Annotated in this window: 15 protein-coding genes; 7 read left to right on the forward strand and 8 right to left on the reverse strand. The window is 72.0% G+C overall.

The window, feature by feature from the left end; translation table 11 throughout:
* Positions 1–149 precede the first annotated feature (149 nt).
* Both ACIBU0_RS15400 and ACIBU0_RS15405 read left to right on the forward strand, forming a co-directional pair.
* Positions 150–1,349 (forward strand): hypothetical protein, encoded by a 1,200-nt coding sequence (locus tag ACIBU0_RS15400; RefSeq protein ID WP_398817426.1) that lies wholly within the window; start codon positions 150–152, stop codon positions 1,347–1,349.
* Between the two features lie 96 nt (positions 1,350–1,445).
* Entirely contained in the window at positions 1,446–1,598 is a 153-nt protein-coding gene (locus tag ACIBU0_RS15405; RefSeq protein WP_398817429.1) for a hypothetical protein, read from the forward strand.
* 81 nt (positions 1,599–1,679) lie between these two features.
* On the opposite strand, the gene ACIBU0_RS15410 is transcribed toward ACIBU0_RS15405, so the two are convergent.
* The 3 genes from ACIBU0_RS15410 to ACIBU0_RS15420 are packed head-to-tail and all read right to left on the reverse strand — an operon-like array spanning position 1,680 to position 4,615.
* Positions 1,680–2,618, reverse strand: a complete 939-nt coding sequence (locus ACIBU0_RS15410) for a 3-oxoacyl-ACP reductase (RefSeq protein WP_398817432.1) — start codon at positions 2,616–2,618, stop codon at positions 1,680–1,682.
* A gap of 11 nt (positions 2,619–2,629) precedes the next feature.
* Positions 2,630–3,706: a Zn-dependent alcohol dehydrogenase gene (locus ACIBU0_RS15415; RefSeq protein WP_398817435.1), complete on the reverse strand. Its 1,077-nt coding sequence runs from the start codon at positions 3,704–3,706 to the stop codon at positions 2,630–2,632.
* Between the two features lie 48 nt (positions 3,707–3,754).
* Positions 3,755–4,615 carry a MaoC/PaaZ C-terminal domain-containing protein gene (locus ACIBU0_RS15420; RefSeq protein WP_398817438.1) on the reverse strand — a complete coding sequence of 287 codons (861 nt, stop codon included), beginning with the start codon at positions 4,613–4,615 and terminating at the stop codon, positions 3,755–3,757.
* A 251-nt stretch (positions 4,616–4,866) separates the two neighbouring features.
* Here ACIBU0_RS15420 and ACIBU0_RS15425 point away from each other — a divergent pair, with 251 nt between their 5' ends.
* The 4 genes from ACIBU0_RS15425 to ACIBU0_RS15440 all read left to right on the forward strand — a co-directional run bounded on the left by ACIBU0_RS15425 (position 4,867) and on the right by ACIBU0_RS15440 (position 8,739).
* The gene (locus tag ACIBU0_RS15425) at positions 4,867–5,841 is read left to right on the forward strand and encodes an ABC transporter ATP-binding protein (RefSeq protein ID WP_398817441.1); all 975 of its coding nucleotides are present in this window, start codon (positions 4,867–4,869) and stop codon (positions 5,839–5,841) included.
* Positions 5,841–6,557 (forward strand): ABC transporter permease, encoded by a 717-nt coding sequence (locus ACIBU0_RS15430; RefSeq protein WP_398817444.1) that lies wholly within the window; start codon positions 5,841–5,843, stop codon positions 6,555–6,557. Before ACIBU0_RS15425 ends, ACIBU0_RS15430 begins: the two co-directional genes overlap by 1 nt.
* Positions 6,558–6,569: 12 nt before the next feature.
* On the forward strand, positions 6,570–7,979 hold the full coding sequence (locus ACIBU0_RS15435; protein WP_398817446.1) for a sensor histidine kinase: 1,410 nt from the start codon (positions 6,570–6,572) through the stop codon (positions 7,977–7,979).
* A gap of 127 nt (positions 7,980–8,106) precedes the next feature.
* Positions 8,107–8,739 (forward strand): response regulator, encoded by a 633-nt coding sequence (locus tag ACIBU0_RS15440; RefSeq protein WP_398818289.1) that lies wholly within the window; start codon positions 8,107–8,109, stop codon positions 8,737–8,739.
* Positions 8,740–8,780: 41 nt separating this feature from the next.
* Here the strand turns inward: ACIBU0_RS15440 and ACIBU0_RS15445 are convergent, their stop codons facing one another.
* From ACIBU0_RS15445 to ACIBU0_RS15465, 5 genes are all read right to left on the reverse strand, one after another.
* The gene (locus tag ACIBU0_RS15445) at positions 8,781–9,509 is read right to left on the reverse strand and encodes a class I SAM-dependent methyltransferase (protein WP_398817449.1); all 729 of its coding nucleotides are present in this window, start codon (positions 9,507–9,509) and stop codon (positions 8,781–8,783) included.
* A 246-nt stretch (positions 9,510–9,755) separates the two neighbouring features.
* Positions 9,756–10,595 carry a hypothetical protein gene (locus tag ACIBU0_RS15450; RefSeq protein WP_398817452.1) on the reverse strand — a complete coding sequence of 280 codons (840 nt, stop codon included), beginning with the start codon at positions 10,593–10,595 and terminating at the stop codon, positions 9,756–9,758.
* Positions 10,595–11,134, reverse strand: coding sequence for a SigE family RNA polymerase sigma factor (locus tag ACIBU0_RS15455; RefSeq protein ID WP_398817454.1), 540 nt, complete (start codon positions 11,132–11,134; stop codon positions 10,595–10,597). The genes ACIBU0_RS15450 and ACIBU0_RS15455 overlap by 1 nt, the downstream gene beginning before the upstream one ends.
* A gap of 172 nt (positions 11,135–11,306) precedes the next feature.
* Positions 11,307–12,725 carry an MFS transporter gene (locus ACIBU0_RS15460; protein ID WP_398817457.1) on the reverse strand — a complete coding sequence of 473 codons (1,419 nt, stop codon included), beginning with the start codon at positions 12,723–12,725 and terminating at the stop codon, positions 11,307–11,309.
* A gap of 97 nt (positions 12,726–12,822) precedes the next feature.
* Positions 12,823–13,650 (reverse strand): alpha/beta fold hydrolase, encoded by an 828-nt coding sequence (locus ACIBU0_RS15465; RefSeq protein WP_398817460.1) that lies wholly within the window; start codon positions 13,648–13,650, stop codon positions 12,823–12,825.
* A 282-nt stretch (positions 13,651–13,932) separates the two neighbouring features.
* Between ACIBU0_RS15465 and ACIBU0_RS15470 the strand changes: the two genes are divergently transcribed.
* A complete protein-coding gene (locus ACIBU0_RS15470) occupies positions 13,933–15,690 on the forward strand; it encodes an MFS transporter (protein WP_398817463.1) in 1,758 nt (585 codons plus the stop codon).
* The last annotated feature ends 24 nt before the right edge of the window (positions 15,691–15,714 follow it).

Raw genomic sequence — 15,714 nt, forward strand, 5'->3', positions numbered from 1 at the left:
GCACCTGCCAGGCCTGGGCCCGCTCAGCACAATCGCCCTCGTTCCCTCAGGCGAATCGTTCCTGTGCCACCCCTTTGTGTGAAACGGATGCCGCCGATCCCACGCCTGTGCGTGCGAAAACTAGCTTCGGGACCGGAGGTGACCGGACCATGACGGCCTGTGCGATCGAGCCTGCGGCTGAGCACGAGGACGGCGACTTGCCTCGGGCGGGCTGCACCATCACGGCGGACGGTTCCTACGCCGCCCGCCTCGCGCTGGACGGCGACTGCTGGTTCCCGGAGCGCTGGACCCTGGACAGCCCCGAGCCCTACGCCGTGCCCCTGCCCGCCCATCAGCCGGAGGAGCCCGGCACCGAGGTGCAGCCCATGGGCGACGGCCGGGTCCTGATCCGCCGCCGCACCGACGGACGGCACGTCTTCTCGCTGCTGTACCCGACCGGGCCCGGCACCGGTGAGCTGCCGCTGGGCGCCGTGCCGTGCCCGGACGAGGAGGCCCGGCTGCGGATGCTGCCCCCGGCGCCGGGCGGCGACCAGGCGTACGCCCTCGCGGTGGGCCGGAGCTCCAGCGCGGTGTGGCTGGTGGCGGGGGGAGCCTCCGGGCCGGAGCAGGTCGCTCGGGTGCCGGGGCGCTGCTCGGGTGGGGCGTGGCTGGACCGGGGCGGGCGGATGCTGGCCCTCGACCGTGAGTCGGGGGGCCGTACGAAGGCCGTCGTGGTGGACCTGGAGCGGGGCGGCGAGGTGTCGCCGCTGCTGCAGATCACGGACGCCAGCGACGACCGGGTGCTGCTCGCCGACCCGGACAGCGGGCTGCTGCTGATCCGCTCGGACGCTCCCTCGCCGGGACAGGGACGGCTGGGCTGGGGGGTGCTGGGCAGCACGCTTCCGGTGCGTTTCCCGGAGTGCCTGCGGATGGCGGACTGCAGGGTGACACCGTTCGCAATCCAGCCGGGGCAGGTGCTGACGCCGGAGAGCTGCGGGGTGGCGCTGCGCATCGACGGGCCGGTGGGGAGCTGGGTCGGCGTGTGGCGGCCGGCGGAACGGCAGGTCCGTCATCTCGCGGCGCCCGAAGGGTGGTTGGCGGGGGCGGGGTTCTGGACGCGGGACGGGGTGCTGCACCTGCCGTACGCCACGGGTGCGGTGCCCTGTGGAGTGGCGCGGTGGGAAGCGCCCCAAAGGGGCGCGGGGCCGGATCCGAATTGCGGCTACCGCCGCGCGGGCGCGATCGACCACGACGGCGCCGCACACGGCCAACGACATGCCGAGGCACCCACAGAGACCCCTTCGACCCCCGCGCCCGCGCGCCCCGTGCCCTTGCAGCAAGCGCCGTTGGGCAATCTTGTAACGAAGTAGTGCCGGTTGGTGCGTCTGCCTGGATTCGGTCCGTGGGGCGCCGGTTAAACTCGCCCGGCTGTTTGAAAGATCATGTTGACGGGGTGAGCTTTACCGATGAGCAACGCCAGCACGACCCAGCCGTCGTCCGACGTCCAGGAGGCCGCCGGTCACGGCAGGCACCGGGGTCCTGTCTCGGCCCACGACAGCGAGACGGCCCCTCGCGGCCGTCACCGCAAGCAGGTCGAGGAGACCGAGACGGCAGCCTGACGCCGCGCGGCCCCTGTTCCTCCCGAGGAGCAGGGGCCGTTCCCGTTCTACGCCCTTCTCAGGTCTACGCCCTCTTCAGATCTACGCCCTTTTCAGGCCCAGCACTTCCGCCGCGCCGAACGTTTCTCCCTGGGGCCGTGCCGCGTAGTGCTGACCGAGTACGGCGTCCAGCTCGTCGTAGGTGAACGCCGCCTGCTTACTGTCGAACTTCGCCTGCACCCGGGGCCGTTCGACGACCGCCACCATGCCGCCGTGCGCGACGAGCAGCTGACCGTTGATCCGGGCGGCGGCCGGCGAGGCCAGGTAGCCGACGAGCGGGGCGACATGCTCGGGGGCGAGGGGGTCCAGTCCGTCCTCCGGCCGCTCCAGGCCGGCGAAGACGTCCTCGGTCATGCGGGTGCGGGCGCGCGGGCAGATGGCGTTGGCGGTGACGCCGTACTTCGCGAGGGCGAGGGCGGTGGAGGTGGTGAGGCCGACGATTCCGCCCTTCGCCGCCGCGTAGTTGGGCTGTCCGGCGGACCCGGCGAGGAACGCCTCCGACGAGGTGTTCACGATCCGCCCGTACACCGGGCCTCCCGCCGCCTTGGACCGCTCGCGCCAGTGTGCGGCGGCGAAGCGGATGGTGTTGAAGTGGCCTTTGAGGTGGACGCGGATCACCGAGTCCCACTCCTCCTCCGCCATGGAGAAGACCATGCGGTCGCGCAGGATGCCCGCGTTGTTGACCAGGATGTCCAGCTTGCCGAACTCGGCGATCGCCCCTTCGACCAGCTCGCCCGCCTGTTGGAAGTCGGCGACGTCCCCGGTGTGGGCGAGCGCCTTGCCGCCCGCCTTCCGGATCTCGGCGGCGACCTCCTCGGCGGGTCCGGTGGAAGCCTCCCCGGAGCCGTCCCGGCCGGACTGTCCGTAGTCGTTGACGACGACGGCCGCCCCGAGCCGGGCGAGTTCGAGCGCCTCGGCCCGGCCCAGACCGCGGCCGGCGCCGGTGACGACGGCGGACAGTCCCTCTAGTGGCAGTGACACGGACACTCCCGTCAGATCTCGATGCACGTACGCAGCGCCGTGCCCGTGCGCATCTGGTCCAGGGCCTCGTTGATGTCGGCGAGCGGTACGCGGTGGGTGATCAGGCCCGCCAGGTCGATCCGGCCGGCGCGCCACAGGGCGATGGTGCGCTCGTAGGAGCGCAGGACGTCGCCGCCGCCGTACATGGACGGCAGGATCCGCTTCTCGTCGAAGAACAGCTCGAACATGTTGAGCTGGAGGAAGTCGTCCATGGCGCCCGCGCCGACGATCACGAGCGTGCCGCCGCGCCGCGTGTTCTCGTACGCCGTCCTGGCGGTGGCGGACTTGCCGACGACCTCGAAGACGTAGTCGAAGCCCTCGCCCGCGGTGACCTGCTGCTTGGCCTCGGCCAGTTCGTCCGGCGCGACCGCCCTGGTGGCGCCGAACTCGAGGGCCGACTCGCGGCGCGCGGCGACCGGGTCGACGGCGACGATCTCGGCGGCGCCCTTGAGCCGCGCACCCTGGATCGCGGAGATGCCGACGCCGCCGCACCCTATGACGGCGACCGACGAACCGGCCTCCACGTCGGCGGTGTTGAGCGCGGCGCCGAGTCCTGTGGTGACCCCGCAGCCGATGAGGGCGGCGATGTCGAAGGGCACGTCGTCGGGGATCGGCACCGCGCAGCCGGCGTCGACGACGACCTCCTCGGCGAAGGTGCCGGTGCCGGCGAACCCGAAGACGTCACCGCCGGGGCGCTTGAAGTTGGGGGTACCGGCGTTCATGAACCCGGCCAGGCACAGCTCGGTCTGCCCGCGCTTGCAGGCGGGGCAGGCACCGCAGGCGGGCAGCCAGCACACGACGACCCGGTCGCCGGGCTTCAAGTGGCTCACGCCCTCGCCGACTTCGAGGATCTCCCCGGCCCCCTCGTGGCCGGGCACGAAGGGCGCCGGCTGCGGCAGTACGCCCGCCATCGCGGACAGGTCCGAGTGACACAGCCCGGTGGCCCGCACCCGGACCCTCACCCTGCCGGGCCCGAACCCCACCGCCTCGACGTCGTCGAGGACGTCGAGCTTGTCCTGGCCGATCTCGTGCAGTACGGCTGCGCGCATGGTGCGGCTCCCCTCGTACGGCGTTCAGGTCTCAGCTGTTGTTCGACGTCAGGTGTGCGTGACGACGGTGTCGGCGAGGACGGGCGCGTCGTCCCGCTGGACCGCGCTCACGGCGACCCGCACCGTGCCTCCGTCCGGCCGCCACATGCGGATCCGCAGGGTCTCCCCCGGATACACGACCCCCGCGAACCGCGTGCCGTAGGACCGCACCCGGCTCACGTCCCCGCCGAGCAGCGTGTCGACGACCGCCTTGAGCGTGATGCCGTAGGTGCACAGCCCGTGCAGGATGGGCCGCTCGAACCCGGCGACCTTGGCGAACTCGGGGTCGGCGTGCAGCGGGTTCCAGTCGCCGGAGAGGCGGTAGAGCAGGGCCTGGTCCTCGCGGACGGGCCGCTCGACGGTGCGCTCGGGGTCGCCGACGGGGGGTTCGAGGCGGGTGGAGGGGCCGCGGTCACCGCCCCAGCCGCCTTCGCCGCGTACGAAGATCTGCGCGTCGTTGGTCCACAGCGGGCCGTCGGCGTCGGCGACGTCCGTGCGCATGACGAGGACGGCCGCCTTGCCCTTGTCGTACACGGCGGCGATGCGGCCGGTGGCGGTGGCGGTGCCGCCCGCCGGGATCGGGCGGTGGACGGTGAGCGACTGGCCGCCGTGCAGGACCTTGGCCAGGTCGACCTCGATGCCCGGCATGGACAGGCTGCTGATCACGCCCGGCGAGCCGGAGCCCGCGACGGTGGCGAAGCTCGGCAGGACGTGCAGCCGGGACTCCAGGGTGTAGCGCAGTTCGTCGGGGTCGGTGGCGGGCACGCCCGCCCCGATCCCGAGGTGGTAGAGCTGGACGTCCTTGGAGTTCCAGGAGATCTCGCCGGTCCGGGGCTCGGCGGCGAGGGCCTTGGCTGCGTCGATGGGCATGCGGCTCCCTGAGGATCGGAGACCTCGGTACGGCCGTCCGCACCGTCGGCCGCACCGAGGTCGTTCACGGGGCCGTCCAGAACCCGCGGTCTAGAACGCGTTCCAGTCCGGCGCCCTCTGTATAGCCGAGCCCACCACAGTTGTGAAGGCTCCTGACGCTGTGTCAGTTCCGTGGCCGTGACATTTGTACTGCCCGACTCCGTACAACCGCATCTGCCGCAGGTGCGCCCCGCGTTCGTAGCGTCGTAGGCATGACACAGCAAGTCCTGGGCGGGACACAGGGGACAGAGACGGCCGTGGCCTTCACAGTCGCGGTCAAGACCTTCGGCGCGGTGCGGGCCGTCGACGGCATCGACCTCAGGATCAGGACCGGCGAGACCGTGGCCCTCCTCGGCTGCAACGGCGCCGGCAAGTCGACGGCGATCTCGCTGCTGCTCGGCCTGAACGAACCGGACGAGGGCACTGTGGAGCTCTTCGGCGCGTCCCCGCAGCGGGCGGTGCGGGCCGGGCGGGTCGGCGCCATGCTGCAGGAGGGGCGGGCCGTGCCCCGGGTCACCGTGCGCGAGCTGGTCGCCTTCGTCGCCGGCCGCTACCCGGCGCCGCTGCCCGTCGCGCAGGCCCTGGAGCTGGCCGGGATCGCCGAGCTGGCGGGGCGGCGGGTGGACCGGCTGTCCGGCGGCCAGACCCAGCGCGTGCGGTTCGCGGTCGCGCTGGCCGGCAACCCCTCGCTGCTGGTCCTGGACGAGCCCACCGCCGCCCTGGACGTGGAGGCGCGGCACGCCTTCTGGGCGTCGATGCGGGCGTACGCGCGCCGCGGGCACACGGTGCTGTTCTCCACGCATCACCTCGAGGAGGCGGACGCCTACGCCGACCGGATCGTGGTCATCGACCGCGGTCGTATCGTCGCGGACGGCACCGCTGAGCAGCTCAAGCGGTCGGTGGGCGGCGGCCTGGTCGCCTTCGACCTCGCGGGGCGCGGCACCGAGGGGCTGCATCTGCTGCCGGGGGTGCGGTCGTTGGAGGTGCGCGGGGACCGGGCGCGGCTGCGCACGGACGATCCCGACGCGACGGTGGTCGCGCTGGCCGAACTCGGCGCGATCCGCGGCCTGGAGGTCGCACCGGCGTCGCTGGACGACGCGTTCCTGGCCCTTACGGCGCGAGAGGACTCGCGAGCGGAATCGCGAGTGAAATCGCGAGTTGAATCGGGAGTGGCGGAGGCGGCGTGATGCTGGACTATCTGCGACTGGAGGTACGCCGGACGCTGCGCGACGTCGGCTTCGTCGTCGGCGGGATCGCGATGCCGGTGCTGATGTATCTGCTGTTCACCAACCTCGGTACGGTGGACGGCAGTTGGAGGACCGCCGCCATGGTCGGGATGGCCGGGTACGGTGCCGTCGGCTCCGCCCTCAACACCGGTGGCGGGGTCGCCGAGGACCGGGCCATCGGCTGGCTGCGGCAGCTGCGGGTGACACCGATGACCCCGCGCCAGGTCGTCGTCGGCCGGGCGCTGACCGGCTCGGTGACCGTGCTGCCGGCCATCGTGGCGGTGCTCGCGGCGGGCGGGCTCGTCAACGGGGTACGGCTGGCGGTCTGGCAGTGGGCGGCGATCGCGCTGCTGCTCTGGCTCGGTTCGATCCCCTTCACCTTGCTCGGCCTCGGCAACGGTTACCGGCTGACCGGGCAGACGACGGGCGTCGCCAACATGGTGTGCAACCTGGGCCTTGCGGTGCTCGGCGGCCTGTGGTTCCCGGTGGCCCTGTTCCCCGGCTGGCTGCGCGCCCTGTCCGAGTACACCCCCACCTACCGCTTCGCCCAGCTCGGCACGTCGGTCGCGGACGGCCGTGCCCCGGCGCCGGGTGCGGTCGCGGTACTGAGCCTCTGGCTGCTGGTGTTCGGTTCCTACGCTGTGATGTCGTACCGACGGTCCGCGCGGACCGTCTGACGGGGGAGTGAGATGTCCTGGTTGCGCAAGGCGTCGTACCGGGTTCAGACGTGGCAGGGGGCGCGGGCGCACTGGAGGAAGAACATGGCCCGCGGGAGGGAGCACATGGGCCGCTGGAGGGCGGACATGTCCCGCCGGAAGGAGGACGAGGACATGGCGCGGTGCCAGGCCGACCGGCGTGCCGCGCGTGAGGCCGGGGAGCGGCTGGAGCACCTCGGCCCGCCGGCCACCGGCCGCACCCTCCTGCCCTGGCTGCTGCTGGGGATGGGCGCCTTCTCCAACCTCTTCCAGGACACGACGCCGAACCCGTGGATCGGCGCCCTGGGCCTGCTGGCCTTCAACTCCCTCTACATCTACGTCGCCTTCCGCGCCTTCCGGAAGGAGACCCGCGAGGCCACCTCCACGCGGGTGGCGCTGGGCCTCATGGCCGCGGTGACCTGCGGCCTCGGCATGGGCTACGGCGGCAGCTGGCTGCTGTTCTTCCCCCTGCTCGGCCTCGCCACCGGCGCGGTCGTACGGATGCCGCAGCTGCGCACGGTCGGTGCGGCCGTGACCCTGCTCTCCGCCGTGGCCGCCGTCCTGCGCGACGGCTGGGACGGACTCGACACCGCGTACGCGACCTGGATCTCGACGATGGTGACAGCGGCGATCCTGTCCCTGTCCGAGGCGGTACGGGAACTGCGCGCCGCCCGCGAGGAACTGGCCCGGCGGGCGGTGGAGAAGGAGCGTCTGCGCTTCTCCCGCGATCTGCACGACCTGCTCGGGCACACCCTGTCGGTGATCGTGGTGAAGTCGGAGGCGGCGCGGCGGCTGGCCGCGCGGGACGTGGACGCGGCGGTCGCCCAGATCACCGACATCGAGTCCGTCGGCCGGCAGGCGCTGACCGAGATCCGCGAGGCGGTGACGGGTTACCGCGAGGGCAGCCTGGGCACGGAACTCGACCGGGCGCGCTCGGCGCTGGAAGCCGCCGGCATCGAGCCCGTCCTGCGCCGTTCGGGCCCGCCGCTCGCCGCCCCGACCGAGACCCTGCTGAGCTGGGTGGTCCGCGAGGCGGTCACCAACGCGGTCCGCCACAGCGGGGCGACCCGGTGCGAGATCGCGGTGGCGGGCACGTCGGAACGCGTCCACCTGACCATCCGCGACAACGGCACCGGCGCCCCGCAACAACCCGCCGGCCCCGTCGGCGGCACGGGCCTCAAGGGCCTGACGGAGCGCCTCGCGGCAGCGGGCGGCTTCCTGCGGGCGGGGGCGGGTGCCCGGGGCGGCTTCGAGGTGATGGCTGAACTGCCCGCGGAGGAAGTGGGGTTGGTGGGCGAGGCGGCGCGGGCGGGCGAAGCCGACTTGGCGGGCGAGGTCGACGCGCAGAACCCCTCTCGACGAGAGGGAACACCGGCCCCCCTGGAGTCCTGGCGAGTCGAGTAACGAGGTCGGGCCCCGTTCACCGACTCCCATGCTGGGCGCCCCGGTGTCCCGGACCGTGTTCCCGCAGCCGCGCCGCCAACCCGGCTCCCACCAGGCGTACTGCTTCTACGCTGGTCCCGTGAACGACATGCCGCGGGATCACCGGCCCGCCAAGTCCATCAGGGTCCTGCTCGCCGAGGACCAGGGCATGATGCGCGGGGCGCTCGCCTTACTGCTGGGGATGGAGCCGGACATCGAGGTCGTGGCGCAGGTGTCGGCCGGCGACGCGATCGTGGACGCCGCCCTCACGCACCGCCCCGATGTCGCCCTCCTCGACATCGAACTCCCGGGCATGAGCGGCCTCGACGCCGCCGCCGAACTGCGCGACCAGGCCCCCGACTGCCGGGTGCTGATCCTGACGACCTTCGGCCGCCCCGGCTATCTCCGCCGGGCCATGGAGGCCGGAGCCGCCGGTTTCCTGGTGAAGGACGGCCCCGTGGAGGAGCTCGCCGTCGCCGTCCGTCGCGTCCTGACCGGCGAGACGGTGATCGATCCGGCCCTGGCCGCCGCCGCTCTGAGCGCCGGCCCGAACCCCCTCACCGCCCGCGAGTGTGACGTCCTCAAGGCCTCGGCGGACGGTGCGACCGTCGCCGACATCGCGGCCAGGCTCCACCTGTCGGAGTCCACGGTCCGCAACTACCTCTCCTCCGCCATCGGCAAGACGGGCACCCGCAACCGGATGGAGGCGATGCGGGAGGCCCGGCAGCAGGGGTGGCTGTAGGGCCGTGCGGCAGGGCCCCTGCCTTGGCAGCCTGTGACGGCTCAGCCCCGCTGGAACAGCGCCGTCCACAGGAAGTCCTCGCCGAAGCACGGTGAACCGGCCGGTTCGGCGTGCATGCGGCGCAGCTCGATCTCCGTGAGGTCCGAGAAGATCCGGCGCAGGGATTCGGGCGTGTAGGCGAGGCCGCCCTCCAGGCGCGCCTGGCGGTAGAACTCGGCGTCGGGCAGCTCCGAACCCATGGCGCCGGACGCGAAACAGGTGAGGGCGAAGTGGCCGCCGGGTGCGAGGACTTGGTCGAGCAGGGCCAGGTAGCTGATCCGGCGGTGCGGGGGCAGGTGGTGGAAGCACCCGGAGTCGTAGACGAGGTCGTACGGTCCGGTCAGTGCCGTGCCGGCCAGGGCGAAGGCGTCCCCGCAGTGGAACCGGGCCTCGACCCCCGCCTCCCGCGACCGCTCCCCTGCCCAGGCGAGGGCCGCCGGGGACAGGTCGACGGCGTCCACCTCGAAGCCTCGCGCGGCCAGGTGGAGGGTGTTGCGGCCGGGCCCGCAGCCCAGGTCGAGGGCTCGGCCCGGGGTGATCAGGCCGCGGTCGAGGTAGGAGACGAGGTTCTCGTCCGGTTTGGCCACGAAGAACGGCACCGGCTTGGAACGGTCGGCGTAGAAGCCGTCCCACCAGTCGGCGCCCTGGTCCGTCCAGCGGTCGGCGTCCGGCGCGAACAGGCCGTCCAGGAGCTCGAGTACGTCGTCCACCGAGCGAATGTGCCGGTCCATCCGGTCCCCCCTCTCGTATGCGTCGATCGTAGGCCTGGTTCGCTTGAACGCCCAGGTCAGCGTGGGCGGGAGGGGGGCGGTCGGACGCTGTCGGCGGCCGTGTGCAGAGCCGGGGCGGTGGGCTTGGAGGCATCACCCGGGGGCAGGGCGAAGTCCCGGCAGGGCCCTGGCCCATGACCGTCAGGGCGGCGTTCTGCGCGGCGCCGACCGGGCTTTGTTCACCGGCCCCTGTCCCCTGCCTACCTCCTACTTCGTCACCTTCACCGACTTGTACGCCGTTCCCTCCGGGGCCAGGCAGATGAACCAGTTCGTGGGTGACCCGTCCGCCGGGCGGATCACCTGCTCGTCGGTATTGACGTCGTACCCCCGAGGCACCCTGCGGACTTGGGTCGTCGTGCCGTCCGCCCAGGTGCAGCCGACACGCTGGACGGTCATGGCGACCTGGCCGATGACCAGGCGGTGAGGGGCGGCGAAGTTCGGGTCCAGGGGGAACGACGCGTGCTCCATGTCCTTGCCCGACAGGGTGTCCCCCTGGCCGAAGGTGCCCGACATCGTCACTGACTGCTCTTCATCACCGACGCTGCGCCAGACGAAGAACGAGCTCTTGCCGACCAGATCGGAGGAGTCGTCCGCGTCCGCGGGCCGCTCACCGTATGCGTAGTTGCCCATCGCCTCCCACTGGCCCGCAGCCTCCGTCTCGTCACGCGGTGCCGGCCACACGTCAATGACGACCCGCCACTCCTTGCCCTGGTCCATTCCGATCGCCAGCGTGGTCCGCTGGGCGGTGTACAGGCTTCGCTCGTCCTCCGTCGGCGACTGTGTGGATGCCGGCGGCGTCAGCTGTCCGTTCCCGCCCTGGAGCCCGGCCACCGCCAGCCCACCCGACGCCCCGGCCAGCACCAGCGCCGTAGCCGCGGCCACCGCCCACCGCCGTGCCCTGCGTCGCCGCCCGCCGCGCACCACCGCCTGGTAGGGGGCTATACCGATCTCGACCTCGTCCGCCGCGTCGGCCAGCAGGAGAGCGATGTCCGTGTGGGTCATGTCGTGGCTGGTCATGCCGTGGTTCGTCTCCCGGTCCGCGCTCATCACTTCCGCCCTCCCTGTGTCACCATCTCGGCCAGTCCGGGTATGGCGCGGAGTTTTGCGATCCCCTTGGCCGCGTTGCTCTTCACCGCGCCGACGGAACAGCCCATCGCCTCCGCCGTCTGCGTCTCGGTCAGGTCCTCCCAGTACCGCAGGACCACCGCCTCCCGCTGCCGCGTCGGCAACTGGGCGAGCGCCGACAGCAGGGCACTGCGGTCCTCGGCCTGGGCGATGCGGTCGCCGGTGTCCGCCACCTCACGGGCCAGGCCGGAGTCGTCCTTCGGTGCGAGGAACTCCCTGAGCCGTCTGCGGTGTTTGCGCGCGTGCGCGTTGATCATCACGCGCCGTACATAGGCCTCCGGGTCGTCGGCCGAGCCGACTCTGCGCCAGGCCACGTAGACATGTTCCAGCGTCGACTGGACCAGGTCCTCCGCGGCGTGCTGCTCCCCCGTGAGGAGAAATGCCGTCCGCATCAGCCGCGGCCAGCGGCCGATGACAAAGCTCTGGAACTCCGAGTCCCGAGCCGCCTTGCGATCCCCCATGGGCACCTCCTAGATGTCTAAAGGAGTCCATGGACCGACCGGATCGTTGCCTGCCTCCGAAGAAGATTTTCTCGACCCTCGAAGAGGGTTCCAGATTCTCGACGAGCGTTCCCGGTCTCGAAGAACAGGTCTCGGTTCTCGAAGAACACGTCTCCGTCCTCGAAGACTCTTCTCAGTTCACGGAAGTCTTCCGCGGCAGCCACACCAGCATCAGCGCCAAGCCCCCGACCAGCACCCCGGCCCCCACCCGGAACGCCAGCGCGTACCCCTCCGTCAGCGCCTGCGGCGTCACGCTCCCCGCCGAACGGGCCGACGCGATGGTCGACATGACCGCGAGGCCGAGTGAACCGCCCATGGTGCGGGAGGTGTTGACCAGCCCCGACACCAGCCCGGCCTCCCCCGGCGCCGTCCCGGACGTGGCCAGCGCCGCGAGCGGGGTCGAGGCAAGACCCGCACCCAGCATCATCAGGATGCCCGGGAACATGATCGAGGTCAGATACGTGCCGTGCACGGTCATCGTCGACTGCCAGACGAACCCGGCGATCGCCACGGCCGTCCCCGCCGCCGCCAGATTGCGCGCCCCGAGCACCCGCATGACCCGCGGCGCGACCTTGGAGCCGAAGACGATCGCAAGCGAGCTCGGCACCAGCGCGAGACCGGCCTCCAACGGCGTGTAGCCCAGCACGTTCTGCGCGTACAGGGTCATGAAGAACCACATGCAGAACATCGCCGACCCGCTCAGGAACATCGCCACGTTCGCCGACGACACCGCTCGCCGGCGGAACAGCCGCAGCGGCATCAGCGGAGCGGCCGTACGCGCCTCGACGACGAGGAACACACCGATCAGCGCGAGGCCGGCGAGCAGGGGTACGACCGTGGCGTCGGCCGTCCAGCCCTCCGCCTCCGTCTGTGAGATGCCGTACGCCAGGGTGGCCAGCCCCGATGTCACCAGCACCGCACCCGGAAGGTCCAGCCGCCGTCCGTCCCCGTTGCGGCTCTCCGCCAGCCACAGGATCGCGGCGGTCAGCACCGCCGCCCCCACGGGCACGTTGATCAGCAGCACCCAGCGCCACGACAGCACGTCGACGAGCACACCGCCGACGACCCCGCCCGCCGCGCCGCCGCCCCCGGCGACGGCGGTCCAGGTGCCTATGGCCCGCGCACGGGGAGGGCCCTCCGGCACCGCAGCCGTGAGAATCGTCAGCGTCGAGGGTGCCAGCACCGCCGCCCCCAGCCCCTGCACGGCCCGCGCGGCCAGCAGCTGCCAGCCCTCCTGGGCCAGCCCGCCGGCCAGCGAGGCCACGGTGAACAGTGCGAGGCCCAGCACGAACATCCTCTTGCGCCCGTAGATGTCCCCGGCCCGCCCGCCGAGCAGCATGAACCCGGCGAAGGCGATGGCGTACGCGTTCACCACCCACTGCAACCCGAGCGCGCTCAGCCCCAGGTCCGTCCGCATCGACGGCAGAGCCGTGTTCACGACGGACACGTCGAGCACGACCAGGAACTGCCCGGCGCAGGCGAGCGCCACCACCAGCCAGGTGGGCGGCGCGGTACGGCGGGAGGTGCGGGTGACGTCGGCGGCTTCGAGCATGGGTGTCATGCTCTCAACCCGGTTACGCTCCTTGCATCGGCTTTTCGCGCCGCCCCGCCTCGGCCGCGAGACCTAGGACCGCAAGCCCCGGACGTCGTCATCGGGGATCCCGCCGCCGGCACTCCTCGACGAAGCCGATCACGCGTTCCGCGTAGGCGTCGGGATGGGTGACATGGGGAATGTGCCCCGCCCCTGGAAAGGCGTGCGTGCGGGCCTGCGGCAGGGCGCCGGACAGCCGGGCGATGATCGCGGCGAAGAACGGCGGGCTCTCCGTGCCCTGCGTCAGCAGGACCGGCCCGGTGTAGCGGGAGAGGCCGTCGAGGTCGAGATCCGCCCACTGCGGATCGGCCTGCTCGTCCGCGAACGTGTCGGCGTTGCGCAGGAACGTCTCGCGGGCCTGCTCCGGCATCTGCTCCCAGGCGCCGGGACCGAGCGCGACCTCGTCCATGAACATGCGCGCCCCCGCGAGGGTCTCGCCCGCCCGCAGATGGGTGACGACCGCTTGGATGCGCTCCGCACTGGCCGCCATCAGCGGCAACATGTCCGGCGCATCGGTCACGATGCCCATGAGCGGGGGTTCGTGGGCGAGGAGACCGCGGAAGAGCTCAGGGCGCCGGGCGGCGAGGCCGAGCGCCGTCGAGGCACCGAAGGAGTTGCCCGCGACGTAGGCGGGCGCGAGCCCCAGCGCCTCCATCAGCGCGGCCAGGTCCTCCTCGTCCTCGAACCGGGTCCCCTGCCCCGGCCGCTCGCTCAGGCTGTGCCCCCGCCGGTCGTGGACGAGCACGCGGAAGCGCGCCGCGAGGGCGGGCAGGACCAGGGCCCAGGTGTCGTGGTCGGCCCAGGAGCCGTGCACCAGGACCAGCGGATCGCCGTCCCCGGTCACCTCGTGGAACAGCTCCACACCGTTGACCGCGATCCGTGGCATGCCCGGGCTCCTCTCTCGGTACCGCTCTCTTCGCCGTATCGCTCTCGGATCACCTTGCGACGCGGCCGTGACGGCCGCGAGGCAAGGGCGGCCAGGCGGATGGCGGCCAGGCGGGATGGCGGCCGGGTTCAGGCCGCACCCGCCTGACGGTGGATCACATCCCCATGGAATGGTCAAGAATTCGTTAGTACGCCAAAGCATCGGAATAGTTGCCCATGCATACGTAGTTCAGGACACACGTACCCGACGTCACCCCACTCCCCGGCCCGGAGGCCTCGCCCCATGACGCACACGTCGACGCACCCGTCGGCCGACCAGCCCACCGGCAGAGCGGCAGGGAAAGCCCTCGTCCCGGTGCTCGCCTTCGCGGGCATCGTGGTCGCGGTGATGCAGACCCTGCTCGTGCCGGTCATCAAGGACCTGCCGCAGCTGCTCAGCACCGCGCCCAGCAACGCCACCTGGGTCCTGACCTCGACCCTCCTCTCGGGCGCCGTCGCCACCCCGATCATGGGCCGCCTCGGCGACCTCTACGGCAAGCGCCGCATGCTGATCACCAGCCTGGCCGTGATGGTCGCCGGCGCGCTGGTCAGCGCGGTCACCAGCGATCTGCTCCCCATGATCGCCGGCCGTACCCTCCAGGGCTTCGCGATGGGCGCGATCCCGCTCGGCATCGGCCTGATGCGCGACATGCTGCCCCGCGAGCGGCTCGGCTCGGCGATGGCCCTGATGAGCTCCTCGATCGGCGTCGGCGGCGGCCTCGCGCTGCCCGCCGCGGCCCTGATCGCCCAGCACACGAACTGGCACGCCCTCTTCTACGGCGCCGCGGGCCTCGGCGCCCTCGCCATCGCCCTCACCCTCCTCGTCGTACCGGAGTCCGAGGTCCGCGCCGAGGGCTCCTTCGACCTGCCGGGCGCGCTCGGCCTGTCCGCCGGCCTCGTCCTCTTCCTCCTGCCGATCACCAAGGGCAGCGACTGGGGCTGGACGTCCGGCACCACGCTCGGCCTGTTCGGCGCGTCGGTGGCCGTCCTCGTCCTGTGGGGAATCTACGAGCTGCGCACTCAGGCCCCGCTGGTCGACCTGCGCACCACGGCCCGCCCGGCGGTGCTCTTCACCAACCTGGCGTCGATCATGGTGGGTGTCTCGTTCTACGTCGTCTCGCTCGTCCTGCCCCAGCTGCTCCAGCTGCCGAAGGCGACCGGCTACGGCCTCGGCCAGTCGATGGTCGTCGCGGGCCTGCTGGTGGCCCCGCTGGGCCTGACGATGATGTTCACCGCCCCGGTCTACGCCCGCCTGTCCGCCAAGTACGGCCCCAAGACCACCCTCATCCTCGGCATGCTGATCATCGCGATCGGCTACGGCGCCGGCCTCGGCCTGATGAGCGCTCCCTGGCAGAGCCTCGTCATCGCGGTCGTCCTGGGCGCCGGCATCGGCCTGGCGTACTCCTCCCTCCCCGCCCTGATCGTCGGCGCGGTCCCGGCCTCGGAGACGGGCGCGGCGAACGGCCTCAACACGCTGATGCGCTCCATCGGTACGTCCGTGTCGAGCGCCGTCATCGGCATGGTGCTGGCCAACACCGCGAACGACGTCGGCGGCGTCGAGATCCCGACCATGCACGGCTTCCGGGTGTCCTTCCTGATCGCGACCGCCGCGGTGGCCGTAGGCCTCCTCCTGGCCCTCTTCCTCCCGAAGCAGCGCCCGGCAGCCACCCACCCGCAGCTGCGCGCCAGCAGCGAGGAGGACGCCAACCTGGAGCGCGCCGAAGAGGCCCTGCGCGGCTTCCGCGGCCGTGTCCTGGACGCCGAGGGCACGCCGGTCGCCCGCGCCAAGGTGACGCTCATCGACCGCCGGGGCCGCCAGGCGGGCGCCACCCTCTCCGCGGACGACGGCAGCTACACCCTCACCGTCCCCGCCCAGGGCGCCTACGTCCTGGCCGCCCGGGCCGACGGTCACGCCCCGCTCGCCTCGTCCGCCACGCACGCGGGCGACGACAGCGCGGTGGACGTGGACCTGCCGCTGCCGGGCGAGACGGTCACCGCCTGACGGCCTGACACCTCACTCCCGTAC

Origin of the sequence: Streptomyces sp. NPDC049627 (assembly GCF_044465645.1) — a bacterium.
GTDB lineage: Bacteria > Actinomycetota > Actinomycetes > Streptomycetales > Streptomycetaceae > Streptomyces.

What these genes read in the sequence shown, in the direction of transcription:
- ACIBU0_RS15400 (WP_398817426.1), top strand. Translation starts at nt 150, where the DNA reads ATGACGGCCTGTGCGATCGAGCCTGCGGCTGAGCACGAGGACGGCGAC.
- ACIBU0_RS15405 (WP_398817429.1), top strand. Translation starts at nt 1,446, where the DNA reads ATGAGCAACGCCAGCACGACCCAGCCGTCGTCCGACGTCCAGGAGGCC.
- ACIBU0_RS15465 (WP_398817460.1), bottom strand. Translation starts at nt 13,650, where the DNA reads ATGCCACGGATCGCGGTCAACGGTGTGGAGCTGTTCCACGAGGTGACC.
- ACIBU0_RS15420 (WP_398817438.1), bottom strand. Translation starts at nt 4,615, where the DNA reads ATGCCCATCGACGCAGCCAAGGCCCTCGCCGCCGAGCCCCGGACCGGC.
- ACIBU0_RS15450 (WP_398817452.1), bottom strand. Translation starts at nt 10,595, where the DNA reads ATGAGCGCGGACCGGGAGACGAACCACGGCATGACCAGCCACGACATG.
- ACIBU0_RS15440 (WP_398818289.1), top strand. Translation starts at nt 8,107, where the DNA reads ATGCCGCGGGATCACCGGCCCGCCAAGTCCATCAGGGTCCTGCTCGCC.
- ACIBU0_RS15425 (WP_398817441.1), top strand. Translation starts at nt 4,867, where the DNA reads ATGACACAGCAAGTCCTGGGCGGGACACAGGGGACAGAGACGGCCGTG.
- ACIBU0_RS15460 (WP_398817457.1), bottom strand. Translation starts at nt 12,725, where the DNA reads ATGCTCGAAGCCGCCGACGTCACCCGCACCTCCCGCCGTACCGCGCCG.
- ACIBU0_RS15470 (WP_398817463.1), top strand. Translation starts at nt 13,933, where the DNA reads ATGACGCACACGTCGACGCACCCGTCGGCCGACCAGCCCACCGGCAGA.
- ACIBU0_RS15430 (WP_398817444.1), top strand. Translation starts at nt 5,841, where the DNA reads ATGCTGGACTATCTGCGACTGGAGGTACGCCGGACGCTGCGCGACGTC.
- ACIBU0_RS15435 (WP_398817446.1), top strand. Translation starts at nt 6,570, where the DNA reads ATGTCCTGGTTGCGCAAGGCGTCGTACCGGGTTCAGACGTGGCAGGGG.
- ACIBU0_RS15455 (WP_398817454.1), bottom strand. Translation starts at nt 11,134, where the DNA reads ATGGGGGATCGCAAGGCGGCTCGGGACTCGGAGTTCCAGAGCTTTGTC.
- ACIBU0_RS15445 (WP_398817449.1), bottom strand. Translation starts at nt 9,509, where the DNA reads ATGGACCGGCACATTCGCTCGGTGGACGACGTACTCGAGCTCCTGGAC.
- ACIBU0_RS15415 (WP_398817435.1), bottom strand. Translation starts at nt 3,706, where the DNA reads ATGCGCGCAGCCGTACTGCACGAGATCGGCCAGGACAAGCTCGACGTC.